General features: G+C 73.8%; 13 protein-coding genes. 8 read left to right on the top strand and 5 right to left on the bottom strand.

The window, feature by feature from the left end; all coding sequences use genetic code 11:
- Positions 1 to 289: 289 nt before the first annotated feature.
- The 3 genes from P3T27_RS03365 (at position 290) to P3T27_RS03350 (ending at position 2,985) form a co-directional block, all read left to right on the top strand.
- Positions 290 to 1,900 (top strand): ABC-F family ATP-binding cassette domain-containing protein, encoded by a 1,611-nt coding sequence (locus tag P3T27_RS03365; RefSeq protein WP_280674198.1) that lies wholly within the window; start codon positions 290 to 292, stop codon positions 1,898 to 1,900.
- A gap of 475 nt (positions 1,901 to 2,375) precedes the next feature.
- On the top strand, positions 2,376 to 2,588 hold the full coding sequence (locus P3T27_RS03355; protein ID WP_280674197.1) for a hypothetical protein: 213 nt from the start codon (positions 2,376 to 2,378) through the stop codon (positions 2,586 to 2,588).
- 25 nt (positions 2,589 to 2,613) lie between these two features.
- Positions 2,614 to 2,985, top strand: coding sequence for a toxin Doc (locus tag P3T27_RS03350; RefSeq protein WP_280674196.1), 372 nt, complete (start codon positions 2,614 to 2,616; stop codon positions 2,983 to 2,985).
- A 69-nt stretch (positions 2,986 to 3,054) separates the two neighbouring features.
- Here P3T27_RS03350 and P3T27_RS03345 read toward each other — a convergent pair whose 3' ends face one another.
- The 4 genes from P3T27_RS03345 to P3T27_RS03330 form a co-directional block, all read right to left on the bottom strand.
- The gene (locus tag P3T27_RS03345) at positions 3,055 to 3,702 is read right to left on the bottom strand and encodes a Pr6Pr family membrane protein (RefSeq protein ID WP_280674195.1); all 648 of its coding nucleotides are present in this window, start codon (positions 3,700 to 3,702) and stop codon (positions 3,055 to 3,057) included.
- 125 nt (positions 3,703 to 3,827) lie between these two features.
- Positions 3,828 to 4,574 carry a response regulator transcription factor gene (locus P3T27_RS03340; RefSeq protein WP_280674194.1) on the bottom strand — a complete coding sequence of 249 codons (747 nt, stop codon included), beginning with the start codon at positions 4,572 to 4,574 and terminating at the stop codon, positions 3,828 to 3,830.
- The gene (locus tag P3T27_RS03335; RefSeq protein WP_280674193.1) at positions 4,571 to 5,839 is read right to left on the bottom strand and encodes a histidine kinase; all 1,269 of its coding nucleotides are present in this window, start codon (positions 5,837 to 5,839) and stop codon (positions 4,571 to 4,573) included. The genes P3T27_RS03340 and P3T27_RS03335 overlap by 4 nt, the downstream gene beginning before the upstream one ends.
- Complete coding sequence (locus P3T27_RS03330) at positions 5,839 to 6,867, bottom strand: hypothetical protein (RefSeq protein ID WP_280674192.1); 1,029 nt, start codon at positions 6,865 to 6,867, stop codon at positions 5,839 to 5,841. The genes P3T27_RS03335 and P3T27_RS03330 overlap by 1 nt, the downstream gene beginning before the upstream one ends.
- A 247-nt stretch (positions 6,868 to 7,114) precedes the next feature.
- On the opposite strand from P3T27_RS03330, the gene P3T27_RS03325 reads away from it, so the two are divergent.
- On the top strand, positions 7,115 to 8,878 hold the full coding sequence (locus P3T27_RS03325; protein WP_280674191.1) for a hypothetical protein: 1,764 nt from the start codon (positions 7,115 to 7,117) through the stop codon (positions 8,876 to 8,878).
- A 21-nt stretch (positions 8,879 to 8,899) separates the two neighbouring features.
- Positions 8,900 to 9,334 carry a hypothetical protein gene (locus tag P3T27_RS03320; protein ID WP_280674190.1) on the top strand — a complete coding sequence of 145 codons (435 nt, stop codon included), beginning with the start codon at positions 8,900 to 8,902 and terminating at the stop codon, positions 9,332 to 9,334.
- Between the two features lie 31 nt (positions 9,335 to 9,365).
- Here the strand turns inward: P3T27_RS03320 and P3T27_RS03315 are convergent, their stop codons facing one another.
- A complete protein-coding gene (locus P3T27_RS03315) occupies positions 9,366 to 9,899 on the bottom strand; it encodes a GNAT family N-acetyltransferase (protein WP_280674189.1) in 534 nt (177 codons plus the stop codon).
- Between the two features lie 184 nt (positions 9,900 to 10,083).
- On the opposite strand from P3T27_RS03315, the gene P3T27_RS03310 reads away from it, so the two are divergent.
- From P3T27_RS03310 to P3T27_RS03300, 3 genes are read left to right on the top strand one after another with little or no spacing between them, the layout of a single operon-like run.
- Positions 10,084 to 11,352, top strand: coding sequence for a CaiB/BaiF CoA-transferase family protein (locus tag P3T27_RS03310; RefSeq protein WP_280674188.1), 1,269 nt, complete (start codon positions 10,084 to 10,086; stop codon positions 11,350 to 11,352).
- A 2-nt stretch (positions 11,353 to 11,354) separates the two neighbouring features.
- A complete protein-coding gene (locus P3T27_RS03305; RefSeq protein ID WP_280674187.1) occupies positions 11,355 to 12,497 on the top strand; it encodes an acyl-CoA dehydrogenase family protein in 1,143 nt (380 codons plus the stop codon).
- Between the two features lie 41 nt (positions 12,498 to 12,538).
- Positions 12,539 to 13,753, top strand: a complete 1,215-nt coding sequence (locus P3T27_RS03300) for an acetyl-CoA C-acetyltransferase (protein ID WP_280674186.1) — start codon at positions 12,539 to 12,541, stop codon at positions 13,751 to 13,753.
- Positions 13,754 to 13,792: the final 39 nt, after the last annotated feature.

Here is a 13,792-nt window from a genome sequence, read left to right as displayed (position 1 = left end):
CACTCGGAAAACCGGTTGCGGACGTCGGGCGCCGTACGTAGCGTGAACGACCTCACCAGCCAGACAAGGAGAAGGCCGTTGCTCTACTGAGGTCCCGGGACACCGCCCCCGCCGCGCAGGCCTTCCGCCGCGCGGTGTGCGAGTGTGCGACCTCAGCCACGGCCCCCTGGCGAGTCCGATCCGTCTGACCCGGATCCGCGCCACCCCCCTTCGGCCGTGCCGGCCCGCACCCGCGGTGTCTCCCCGTGTTGCTCCTCCTTCCCTTCGGCAACCACCCGGGAGGCCCTCCATGGCACAACCCACCACCACCGCCGTCCTCTGCACCGACCTGTCCTTCGAGTGGCCCGACGGCAAGCCCGTCCTGGACGGCTTCCACCTCGCCGTCGGCCCCGGCCGCACCGGCCTGATCGGGCTCAACGGAGCCGGCAAGTCCACCCTGCTGCGGCTGATCGCCGGCGAGCTGACACCCACCGGCGGCACCGTCCGGGTCGACGGCGAACTCGGCTACCTGCCACAGGGGTTGACACTGGACACCGCTCTGCGGGTGGACGAGGCGCTGGGCATCCGCGCCACCCGCGAGGCCCTGCACGCCATCGAGTCCGGCGACACCGACCAGCGCCACTTCGACGCCGTCGGCGACGACTGGGACGTCGAGGAGCGCGCCCGCGCCACCCTCGACCGGCTCGGCCTGCGCCGCCTCGGCCTCGACCGCACCACCGGTGAGCTCTCCGGGGGCGAGGCCGTGCTGCTGCGCCTCGCCGCCCTGCTGCTGCGCCGCCCCGACGTCCTGCTGCTCGACGAGCCCACCAACAACCTCGACCGGGCCGCCCGCGAGCGGCTCTACGAGACGGTGGCCGGCTGGCACGGCGTCCTGCTGGTCGTCAGCCACGACCGCGAACTGCTCCAGCACGTCGACCAGATCGCCGACCTGCGGGACGGCGCGGTCACCTGGTACGGCGGCAACTTCGCCGAGTACGAGCGCACCCTCGCCGCCCAGCAGGAGACCGCCGAGCGGCTGCTGCGCAACGCCGAGGCCGACGTCCAGCGCCAGAAGCGGGACTTGACCGAGGCCCGCACCCGGCTGGAGCGCAGCGCGAGTTACGGCAAGAAGCGCTCGGTCACCCGCAACGACCCGCACATCTTCGCGGGCAAGCTCAAACGCCAGGGCCAGGAGACGGCCGGGCGGCTCCAGGGCATGCACACCGAGCGGCTGGAGGAGGCCAGGCAGCGGCTCACCGCGGCCGAGGAGGCGGTCCGCGACGACGCCGAGATCCGGATCGACCTGCCGCGCACGGCCGTCCCGGTCGGGCGCACCGTGCTCACCCTGCAGAAGGTCCGGCTGCCCTACGGCAGCACCGCCGACCTCGACCTGCGCGGCCCCGAGCGGATCGCCCTGGTCGGCCGCAACGGCTCCGGCAAGACCACCCTGCTGCGTACCATCGCGGGCGAACTCCCGCCGCTGGAGGGCGAGATCACCACGCCGGTGCCGCTGCGTCACCTGCCGCAGCGGCTCGACCTGCTGGCCGACGAGCTGACCGTCGCGGAGAACGTCAAGCTGTTCGCCCCCGCCGCCGGGGACAACGCGATCCGCGCCCGGCTGGCCCGCTTCCTGTTCCGCGGCGGCCGGGCCGATCAGCTCTCCGCCACCCTCTCCGGCGGCGAGCGGTTCCGGGCCACCCTGGCGGCCCTGCTGCTGGCCGACCCGCCGCCGCAGCTGCTGCTGCTCGACGAGCCGACCAACAACCTGGACCTCGCCAGCGTCCGCCAGCTCACCCAGGCGCTCGCCGCCTACCAGGGCGCGCTGATCGTGGCCAGCCACGACCTGCCGTTCCTGCGCGGCCTGGGCCTCACCCGGTGGCTGGAGCTGGACGGCGAACTGCGGGCGGTGGATCCGATGTAGCGGGCCCCGTCACCGCAGTCCGTCGGTCACCGGCCACTCTTCGCTGGTCGCTGGTCGCTGGTTGCCGGTCACCGGTCACCGGTCCTCGGTCCTCGGTGAGGACGCGCCGGGCCGTGCTCAGGGCCGAGTCCCTGAGCGCGGCCAACTCCTCGTCGGTGAACACCGGCGTGCGGATGTCCGGCGGGATGCCGGGCCGTCGAAGGTGCTGCCGTCGGGGGTGAGGTACTTCTCGTTCGGCAGCACCACCAGGAGGTCCGGCGAGAGGGGCTTGATTCCGTCGCCCTGGCTCCGACGCTACGGTCGCCCCCACCGCCCCGACGTCATCCCGCGCGCTCAACCCCCGCCCGACTTCGGGGTTACCCGCGGCCTCGCCGAAACCGCTCCGAGGGGGTATCGACAGCAAACCCTTTTGGCGGCGGGTGAAAATCCGCCGGTGGTGGTCCCAACTCCGGTGTGCTCCAGTAGCATCGGCGCCATGCCTGCGCTCAACATCGAGTACACGGAGCACGAGCTCGCCGCGATCCGCGAGGCCGCGGCCGCGGACGGGAAGAGCATCAAGGCGTACATCCACGACCTGAGCGTGCGGGAGCAGCAGCGGCGGGTGTTCGTGGATCACGCGGTGGCGTTCTGGAGGTCGCACCGGGCGGAGTTCGACGCCGCGTTCCCGGAGGACGCACCGGCGGCGTGACCGGCGGGGTGGGGGTGCGGGGGTGATGCTGCTCCACGTCGACCTGCGCTGGCTGCTCGACGTGCAGGAGCTGGCCTCGCCGGAGGACCTCAGCGTGCGGGACTACTCCGCGCTGCAGGCCGCCGTCGCCCGGCACCGGGTGAACACCGCGCAACTCGGCCACGACGCCGACGCCGCCTGGTGCGCGGCCACCCTGATGCACACGATCGTGTTGCTGCGCCCGCTGCCGGTGCGCAACAACCTGTACGCCTGCATGACGACGGCCGCGTACATGCACGCGGCCGAGGAGGGCGTCGACCCGCCGTACGGGGCGTTGGTCGAGCTGGCCCGGGACATCGCCGAGGGCCGGGCGGACGTGTTCGCGGCGGCCGACCGGATCCGCTCCTGGCGGATCTGAGGCCGGCCGCCGGTCAGGCGTCCAGGCGTTGAGGCGTCCAGGCGTTGAGGCGTTCGAGCGGCCGGGCGTTCAGGACTTGGCGGGCTTCAGCCTGTTCGCGGCCAGCGTTCCCAGCCGGTCCAGCCCGACCACGACGGCGGCGAGCACGACGAACTCGACGGTCAACAGGGCGATCTGGCCCCAGACGTAGCCGTAGCCCTTGGTGGTGGGGTCGAAGAAGAAGTACGGGTAGGGCATCGGGTAGTCGCTGAACAGCGCGTTCCGGGCGAGCACGATCGCCGCGTAGCCGAGCGGGAAGCCCAGCCAGAGCGGGACGTCCTTCCAGACCGCCGCGTTGCGCGGCTTCAGCACCAGCCAGTCGGCGATCACCATCACCGGCGTCACGTAGTGCAGGAAGAACGACGACCAGTGCGCGAGCTGGTCCGGCCCGCTGACCAGCCCGGGCAGCGGGTTGGCGCCGTGCTGGAGCAGGATGTGCGAGACCAGCCCGGTGATCAGTATGTACAGGGTGGCGGCGCCGCGCAGGCGGGGCGCGGGCGCGTCCACGGTGTCGCGCTTGGTCATCCAGTACACCGCGCCGATGAAGTAGCCGAGCACGATGACGTTGCTCTGTACGGTGAAGTACACCAGCGGCGCGGTCCCGAGGGTCAGGCCGAGGCCCGCCGAGAGCACGATGCCTATGCGCCACCACAGCGCTGGGCGGGTCCGGACGGTCATGCGGCCACCAGTTCGGTTCAGGCGATACGGGAGGTATCGGACGGGTTGAGGGGGAACGTCGCACTCTACTCGCAGGGAGCGGGCGGACGAAAGGAACGGTCCGACGCACGGGCCCCGGCAGGCCCTCAGCCCGGCAGGACGAAGCCCGACTCGTAGGCCGCGATCACCGCCTGGGTGCGGTCGCGGGCGCCCAACTTGGCGAGCACGCTGCCGACGTGCGTCTTCACCGTCTCCTGGCTGACCACCAGCTCCCGGGCGATCTCGCCGTTGTTGAGCCCGGTGGCCATCAGCCGCAGCACCTGCCCCTCCCGCTCGGTCAGCCGCCCGATCGGCCGCCGGTCCGGGGCGGCGGCCCTGCGGGGGTCCGCGCCGTGCCGCAGGGCGAGTTCGCGGACGGCCGCCGGGAAGAGCAGCGAGTCCCCGCGCGCGACCAGCCGCACCGCCTGGACCATCTCCTCCGCCCGCGCCCGCTTCAGCAGGAACCCGGCCGCGCCCGCGCGCAGTGCGTCGTACACGTGGTCGTCGTGCTCGAAGGTGGTGACCACCAGGATCCGCGGCGGCTCGGCCATCCCGCCGACCAGCTGCTCGGTGGCCCGGATCCCGTCGATGCCGGGCATCCGGACGTCCATCAGCACCACGTCCGGGCGCAGTTGGCGCACCAGCGGGACGACCTCGGCGCCGTCCGAGGCCTCGCCGACCACCGTGAGGTCGGGCTCGGCGTCGATCACCACCCGCAGGCCCGTCCGGACCAGCCGCTCGTCGTCCGCGATCACCACGCGGATGCTCCCGTCGTTCTTGTGCTCGCCGTGGTCGCCGTGGTCGCCGTGCTGGCCGTGCTCGCCGTCGTGCTCGGCACCGTTGTGCTCGTTCATCGTGTCCCTCCCGCCGGCAGCCAGACGGCCAGCCGCCACGTCGTTCCGTCCTCGCTCGGCCCCGCCGTGCTCCCGCCGAGCAGGGCCGTCGCGCGTTCCCCGATCCCGCGCAGCCCGCGCCCGCCGCCGGGGCGGCTCGGCCGGGCGGGGCCCAGCGGGTTGGTCAGTTCGATCTCCAGCCGGCCCCCGGCCAGCGCGACCCGCAGCCGGGCGGGCGCGGGCCCGGCGTGCCGCAGCACGTTGGTCAGGCCCTCCTGGACGATCCGGTACGCCTCGCGGGAGACCTCGGCGGGCAGCCGGGCCAGGCCCGGAGCCAGTTCGGCGTCCACCGTCACGCCGGTGCGGGCGAGTTGGCGCAGCAGGTCGTCCAGCCCGCTGAGGGTGGGTCCGGCGGGCCCGGTGGCGCGGGCATCCTCCTCGCGCAACAGCCCGAGCACGGCGTCCAGTTCGGCGACGGCCGCCCGCGCGGTCTCCTCGATCGCCTGCAGCGCCTCGGCGGCGAAGTCCGGGTCGGTGCGCAGCACCCGGGCGGCCGCCGTGGCCTGGATGCCGACCGCGCTGAGCGCGTGCCCGACCGAGTCGTGCAGTTCGCGGGCCAGCCGGTTGCGCTGGGCGAGCACGGCGGCCCGGCGTTCGGCGGCGGCCAGCCGCTCCTCCGGGGTCGGGCCGAGCAGGGCCGGCGCCCAGCGGGCCAGCAGCGCGCCGAAGCCGGCGCTGGTGGCGACGATCAGCACCAGGAGGGCGAAGCCCAAGGCGGGGCCGGTGAGCATCCAGCCGGGGAACCGGTCCTCCCAGTACTTCGTGAGGTCATCGGCGGCGCCGAAGGAGAACAGCAGCACCACCGCGAACGGCACCCCGCCGAGCGTCATCCCGGCCACCACGCCGCCGAAGAAGAGGTGCAGCACGTACCAGAGCGCGGTGCGCCGGCGCGCCGCCCATGAGCGGGCCGGTCCGGCGGCCAGTTCCTCGGGCCGCTCCGCCGCGCAGAGCGCCCGCGCCGCCGTCCCCTCCAACGCCCGTACGGTCGGCAGCAGTGCGGTGACGGCGGCCATCGGCAGTGACGTGAACAGCGCGGCGAACTGCAGGAGCAGCTGGCGCGGCTGCCCCTGGTCGGCGTTGAGTGCCCCGAGCATCACCACCGAGAGGAGCCAGTACGGCATCAGCAGCGCGCCGCCGAGCACCAGGTGCACCCAGCGCAGCCGGGCCCGCCGGCCCAGCAGCGCCCCCGCCACACGCCGTGTCCGGCCGCCCGCCCCCGTGTCCATCAGTGCGACTCTACGTCAGCGGTCCCGGGGCGGGTCCGGCGGATCTCGCCGGGTTCCGCCCGCCGCGCCCCCGGGCCCGCCGCGGCCCGCTCGGTCAGCGCCACCGCGCCGACGACCAGGACCAGCAGCCCGGTGACCACCTGGGCGGTCTGCACCAGCGGCATCAGCCCGGGCACCGCCTTCCGTAGGTCCGTCACGGTGGTCGTCGTCGCGCCGAGGGCCACCAACTGCCAGCAGCCCCAGCCGAACAGCGAACCGGCCGCCGTCCAGGCCACCAGCAGCGGAGTGCGCAGCCGCCGCCGCGGCCGGATCCGGAACACCAGCGTCAGCAGCGCCGCCGCCGCGGCCACCGCCATCACCGCGGAGACCCCGTCCATCACCGCCACTCCCGGGTTGTGGTCCGCCACCAGGGCCGGCGGCAGTCCGGCGGTGCCGCCCGCCGCCCAGTACGCCCGGGCCGCCGCGACGCCCAGGCCGAGCAGGGCGGCGACGCAGGCGAGGCAGCGCTGCACGGTCAGCGTGGGGGAGGCGGGCAGGTCGCCGATCCGGTCCCGCAGCAGGCCGGGCCAGCGCCGCCGGGCGTACAGCGCGAAGGCGGTGATCAGCGCGACGCCCTGGACGGCGAACCCGCCGTACACCACGGGGAAGACCCAGGCGCCGGTCCCGCCGGGGCCGTCCTCGCCGCTTCGCGGCTCCGGCCCGGACAGCAGCACGCTGATCAGGTACAGCGGCAGCGCCACCAGGATCGTCCCGAGCAGCCCGGTGGCCACCCACATCGGGAACGCCACCAGCCCGGCCGGCGCCCGTCGCCCCCAGGGGCGTGTGAAGGCCAGCGCGAGGGCCACGGCGATCGCGTCCATCCCGAAGGTGAGCAGGTTCACCAGCCACAGCTCGTCCATGGCGCCCGGATCGTCGGACCCCACCGGGTGGCCGGTCAACCACAGTGACTTGAGCGTCAGATACGGCACCGTCGCCGCCACGGCGACCCAGGCGGCCGTGGCCCGCACCGCGTTTTCCTTGATCCTCATGCCCTCCACGGTCGCCCCGGATCCGGGGTCGGCGCGTCAACCCCGTGAACGGTCACCCTCCCCCTCCGGGGGGATCTCGATCCGCGGCCCTCATCCCGGCGCGGGGAGCCTCGTTGATTCGGGCACACACCTCACGGGAGACACGCCGCACGGGACACCGTCCGCACGGGACACCGTCCTGGCGGGGCGCACCCCGCACGGGACGGACACCCCACGAGGCGTGCACTCGACGGGAGGGGACACCGCCATGACCGAGCCGTCCGTACCGCTACCGCCGCCCCGGCGGCCGCACTTGCCCCCGAGGCCCGCCGGCCCGCCGGCGTCCGACCCGCTGCAGCAGCTCATCCAGGCCCAGAGCGGGGCGCCGCGCGGCGACGCCACCGCCTACCTGCGGGCGGGGGCGCACCTCGACCCGGCCTTCCGGGACGCGGTGATCGAGGAGCTCGCCGAGCACCCGTACCGGGTACCGCCGCCGAGCCCCGGGGTCGACCTGGTGGCGGTGCTCAAGGAGTGCTACGCCGCCCGGCGGCAGGCGGTGGGGCGGGCGGTGCTGGTCCTGCTGGCCGCGGCAGCGTTCGCGGTCTGCGTGATCCTCGCCGTGCTGATGTCAGGGAACGTCGACGGATCGCAGGCGTTCGACCTGCTGGTGCGGGTCTGGTTGCTGGAACTGGCCGTCCCGCTGGTGTTCGTGGCGGCCTGGCTGATCCGGTCCGACCGGCCCGGGCGTCGACGGACCGGCAACTGGCTGGCCCTCGGCTGCCTGCTGCTCGCGATCCCGGCGCTCGGGTGGCAGTGGGTCGCCGCCGTGACGGCCGTCTGGTTCGCGGTGGCCCTCGCCGGCCGTCGACGGCTCGAACAGACCTTGTACGACCTCGGCACCGGCCGCGCGGCCGTCCCCGAGGACCACCACCATCAGGAGCTGTACCGGCGGCTCGCACATCAGCAGGCCGACCCCGACGTCGTCTACAGCGACTACGCGCCCTTCGTCGGCGCCGGGATCGAGGTCGACCACTGGTCCTTCGCCGACGACCTGCGGCCCGACCCGTCGGCCCAACCGGCCTCCCAGGAGCAGGTGTTGACCGTCCCGGTCGTGCACGCCCGGCTGCGCACCGAGCTCGCCCGCCTCGGCGCGGTCGGCGCACCCGCCTACCCGGGCGACCGCCTGCACGGGATCGCCGTGCACGACCTGGTGTTCAAGAGCGGCAAGCGCCTCGGCCCCGCCGCCGACTGGTGCGGCCACGGCCCGGGCACCGCCTTCGCCGCCCTCGCCCCGTACGCGGCCCGCTGCGCCGCCGCCCTGAACGGGGGAGTGCACGACCCGGCGTGCTGGTGGGTGGACAGCGTCGACCTCGCCGCCGAGGAACGGCTCCGGCACTATCTGGCGGTACGGGTGGCGGGCTGGCAGGGGGAGATCGTCGTCACCGTGTTCGTGCGCGCCCAACTCCAGGGCGGGCAGCTCTTCCTGGAGAGCAGGGCCTTCGTGCTGCCGCCGATCGCCCGCGCCTACCACGCGATCGACACCGCCGCCCCGCCCGCCGACCTGGGTGACTGGCTCGGCCTCTGCCTGGCGTCGCTGGCGTCGCTGCCCGCCCTGGTGGCGGGCTCGGTCGGCGTGCTGCGCCGCGCCGCGCGCAGCCGACGGGCGGTCGGCCGGAACGCCCTCCGGTACGCCCGGATGTGCCGGGAGAACCGCCTGGTCGAGCACGGGCCCACGCTGTCCGTCCGGGAGTTGGGTGCGGAACCCGCGTACCAGCAGCTGTTCCAGGAGATGGACGTCCAGCGGTTCCTGAAGAGCGTCCGGGCCCGGATCGTGTCCGCCGTCCACGACTGCCTGCGGGACCACGGGCTGCGGACGGACGGGGCGAGGACGCTGCAGAGCGTGGTGATCAACCACGGCGTGCAGGTGCAGGGCGACGTCCACGGCGTCGTGCAGAGCGGAGACGCGGCCAGCGCGTCGTACTGGCCGCTCGCCAGCCCGGCGCCGCGCGTCGGTAGTACCCGACAGGACTGATCGGAACAGGAGTTGACGGACATGACGAACGACGGCGGCCACGGGATCAGCATCACCGGGAACGTCACCGGCATCGTGCAGAGCGGCAGCCACGCCCGCGCCGAGTACACCCACCACCAGCCTGCCCCCGCCCCGGGCGAGGCACCCGAACTGCGCGCCCTGCTCGCGGCGGTGGACGCGCTGCGCGCGCAGTTGCGGGTGCTCGCCCCGGGTGAACTGCCGCCCGCCGACGCGGAGGTGGCCGGGCAGGCGCTCGACGAGGTGGCGCAGGCCGCCGCCGAAGAGCGCCGACCGGACACGGGCGAGGACGGCCGGGACGGCCAAGGTGGCCAGGGCGGCCAGGGCGGCGGCCGGGTCAGGCGCGCCGTGTTCACGCTCACGGGCGCCCTGGGAGCCGCTACGGCCCTGACCGAGGCCCTCCAGGCCCTGACCGGGGCCGCCGCTCCCTGGTTCTGACCGGCCTCGGCCCAAGCCCCGGCCGCCGGGCTCAGGCGGCTCGGTGGATCAGCCGGTCCTCCTGGTCGACCCGGCCGTCCGGGTCGGCCACCAGCCCGAGGCGCTCGGCGAGCCGGCGGGAGGGCAGGTTGTCGGCGTGGATCAGCGCGACGACCGGGACGCCGGGGAAGCGGGGGAGCGCCTCGGCCATCGCCCCCCGGGCGGCCTCGGCGGCATAGCCCCGGCCCCAGGCCGACGGGCGGAAGCGGTAGTAGAGGTTGAACACCTGCTCGCCGTCGAGCGTGTGGAGGTAGAGTCCGGCGAAGCCGATGACCGTGTCCGGTTCCTCCCGGGTCGCGACGGTGCAGTACCCGACGCCGTCCCGCTCCCAGTCGGCGACGAACCCGTCCAGCATCTCCTGGCTCTGTGCCAGGTCCCGGTGCGGCCCGTTCGGGTTGTAGCGGTTGGTCTCCGGATCCCCGTGGACGGCGAACACGGCCTCGGCGTCGCCCTGTCGGGGCTGGGTGAGCAGCAGCCGCTCGGTGGTCGCGACGATCGTGCGGGCCGTGCGCTCGGTGACGGTCATGGGTGGTTCCCCCGTGCTCTCGTAATGGCTGCTATGCACCATAGGCCATTACTCCGACAACTGCCCGGGAGTTGTCGGGGCCGCCCGGCGGGTGTGGTCCGGGGGTCTTGTTACCGGCGGGTCGCTTCTCTATCATCGCGAGTGTTACAGCTTTACTGTCAAACCCAGAAGGGTTCCGCAGCCAGTGCGTGACGAAGGCAGTTCGCCGGCCGCCGCCTCCGGGCCGCTGGCGGGGGTCCGGGTGGTCGAACTCGCGGGGATCGGGCCGGGGCCGTTCGCGGCGATGGTGCTGGCCGACCTGGGCGCCGACGTGGTGCGGGTGGACCGGCCCGACCCGTCGCCGCTGGGCGTCGACCCGGCGTACGACGTCACCAACCGCAACAAGCGGTCGGTGCTGATCGACCTCAAGTCCCCGCAGGGGCCCGCCCGGGTGCTGGACCTGGTCGAGCGGGCGGACCTGCTGATCGAGGGCTACCGGCCCGGTGTCGCCGAGCGGCTCGGGGTCGGGCCGCAGGACTGCCTGGCCCGCAACCCGGCGCTGGTCTACGGGCGGATGACCGGGTGGGGCCAGCAGGGGCCGCGCGCCGCCAGTGCCGGGCACGACCTCGGGTACGCGGCGGTGGCGGGGGTGCTCGGCATGGTCGCCGGCCCCGGCGGGCCCGAGGAGGCACCCGGCATCCCGGCCAACCTGCTGGGCGACTACGCGGGCGGCTCGCTCTACCTGGTCGTCGGCCTGCTCGCCGGGCTGCACCACGCCAGGAGCACCGGCACCGGCCAGGTCGTCGACGCCGCGATCGTGGACGGCGCGGCGCACCTGTCCAGCATGCTGTGGGGATTGCTCGCGGCCGGCCACTGGCAGGACCGCCGGGGTGCCAACCTGCTGGACGGCGGCGCGCCGTTCTACGCGATCTACCGGGCGGCCGACGGCGGGCACCTGGCCGTCGGTGCGCTGGAGCCGCAGTTCTACGCCGAGTTCGTCCGGCTGCTGGGCCTCGGCCCCGACGCGCCCGGACAGTACGACCTGGCCCGCTGGGCCGAACTGCGGTCCCTGATCGCCGAGCGCTTCGCCACCCGGACCAGGGCCGAGTGGGAGGCCGTCTTCGCGGGCTCGGACGCCTGCGTGGAGCCGGTGCTGACGATGCGTCAGGCCGCTGCCGACGTACACCTGGCGGCGCGCGGCACCTACGTCGAGGCGGACGGTGTCACCCAGCCGGCCCCCGCCCCGCGCTTCTCCGCCACCCCCGGGACGCTGCGTCGGCCGCCGGCCCGGCCCGGTGCGGACACCGCCGAGGTGGCCCGCGACTGGGCCGTCCCGTCCCTCGGCTCCGATGCGGGGCCCGTCGAAGCGGGGCTGCCCCAAGCAGGACGGACCGACGCGGGGCGATCCGACGCAGGGCGATCCGACGCAGGGCGATCCGAAGCGGGACAATCCGAAGCAGGACAAGGAGCGTAGCGTTGCAGCGCGAGATCTTCACCGAGCAGCACGAGGACTTCCGGGCCACCGTGCGGGCCTTCCTCGCCAAGGAGGTGCTGCCGCACTACGACCGCTGGGAGAAGGCCGGCATCGTCGACCGCTCCGCCTGGCTGGCGGCCGGACGCCAGGGCCTGCTCGGGATGGCCGTCCCCGAGGAGCACGGCGGTGGCGGCGCCCCGGACTTCCGCTACGCCGCCGTGCTGGCCGAGGAGTTCGCCCGGGCCGGGGCCGCCGGCCTGGCGATCGGCCTGCACAACGACATCATCGGCCCCTACCTCACCGCGCTCGCCACCGAGGAGCAGAAGCGCCGCTGGCTGCCCGGCTTCTGCAGTGGCGAGCTGATCACCGCGATCGCGATGACCGAGCCCGGCACCGGATCCGACCTGCAGGGCATCCGTACCCAGGCGGTCGACCAGGGTGACCACTACCTGCTCAACGGCGCCAAGACCTTCATCTCCAACGGCATCCTCGCCGACCTGGTGATCGTGGTCGCCCGCACCACCCCCGAGGGCGGCGCGCACGGGCTGAGCCTGCTGGTGGTCGAGCGCGGCATGCCCGGCTTCGAGCGCGGCCGCAACCTCGACAAGATCGGCCAGAAGGCCCAGGACACGGCCGAGTTGTTCTTCGAGGACGTCCGGGTGCCGAAGGAGAACCTGCTCGGCGAGCTCCACGGCGGCTTCGTCCACCTGATGCAGAACCTCGCCCAGGAGCGGCTGACCATCGCGGCCGCGGCGATCGCCGGCGCCGAGTACCTGGTCGAGATCACCACCGCCTACGTCAAGCAGCGCGAGGCCTTCGGCCGCCCGCTGGCCAAGCTCCAGCACGTGCGCTTCGAGATCGCCGAACTCGCCACCGAGTGCGCCGTCACCCGGGCCTTCGTCGACCGCTGCATCACCGAGCACAACCGCTACGCGCTCACCCCGGCGGACGCCTCGATGGCCAAGTGGTGGGCCACCGAGCTGCAGAAGCGCACCGCCGACCGCTGCCTCCAACTGCACGGCGGGTACGGATACATGAGCGAGTTCCCGGTCGCCCGGGCGTTCACCGACGGCCGCATCCAGACCATCTACGGCGGCACCACCGAGATCATGAAGGAGATCGTCGGCCGCTCCATCCTCGGCTGAGACCTCCTGCGAAACCCCCTGCCCCGAAAGGCGTTTCCACCGTGACCACCGAAGCGTACGTCTACGACGCGATCCGCACCCCGCGCGGCCGGGGCAAGGCCACCGGCTCCTTGCACGGCACCAAGCCGATCGATCTCGTCGTCGGTCTGATCCACGAACTGCGCCGCCGGTTCCCGGACTTGGACCCCGCCGCGATCGACGACATCGTGCTCGGCGTGGTCAGCCCGATCGGCGACCAGGGCTCCGACATCGCCCGGATCGCGGCCATCGCGGCCGGCCTGCCCGACACCGTGGCCGGCGTCCAGGAGAACCGCTTCTGCGCCTCCGGCCTGGAGGCCGTCAACCTGGCCGCCGCCAAGGTCCGTTCGGGCTGGGAGGACCTCGTCCTGGCCGGCGGCGTGGAGTCGATGTCCCGCGTCAAGATGGGCTCCGACGGCGGCGCCTGGGCGATGGACCCGATGACCTCGTACGAGACCAACTTCGTCCCGCAGGGCGTCGGCGCCGACCTGATCGCCACCATCGAGGGCCTCTCCCGCACCGACGTGGACGCCTTCGCCGCCGAGTCCCAGGCCCGCGCCGCCAAGGCCCAGGCGGACGGCCTGTTCGACCGCTCGGTGGTCCCGGTCCGCGACCGCAACGGCCTGGTCGTGCTGGAACGCGACGAGTTCATCCGACCCGGCACCACCGTCGAGACCCTGGCCGGCCTCAAGCCCTCCTTCGCCGGCATCGGCGAGGCCGGCGGCTTCGACGCCGTCGCCCTGCAGAAGTACCACTGGGTGGAGGCCATCGACCACGTCCACCACGCCGGCAACTCCTCCGGCATCGTCGACGGCGCCGCGCTCGTCGCCATCGGCAGCCGCGAGGTCGGCGAGCGGTACGGGCTGCGCCCGCGCGCCCGGATCGTCTCCGCCGCCGTCTCCGGCTCCGAGCCCACCATCATGCTCACCGGCCCCGCCCCGGCCACCCGCAAGGCGCTCGCCAAGGCCGGGCTCACCGCCGCCGACATCGACCTGGTCGAGATCAACGAGGCCTTCGCGGCGGTCGCGCTGCGCTTCATCCGCGAACTGGGCTTCCGGCACGACCAGGTGAACGTCAACGGCGGTGCGATCGCCCTCGGCCACCCGCTCGGCGCCACCGGCGCGATGCTGCTCGGCACCGTGATCGACGAGTTGGAGCGGCGCGACCTGCGCTACGGCCTGATCACCCTCTGCGTGGGCGGCGGTATGGGCGTCGCCACCATCGTCGAGCGCGTCTGACCCGCTGGTAGACCTGGTAGACCTGGAGACCCTGAACTC

Origin of the sequence: Kitasatospora sp. MAA19 (genome assembly GCF_029894125.1) — a bacterium.
Taxonomy (GTDB): Bacteria; Actinomycetota; Actinomycetes; order Streptomycetales; family Streptomycetaceae; genus Kitasatospora.
This window is presented reverse-complemented; position numbering and strand designations above follow the sequence as displayed.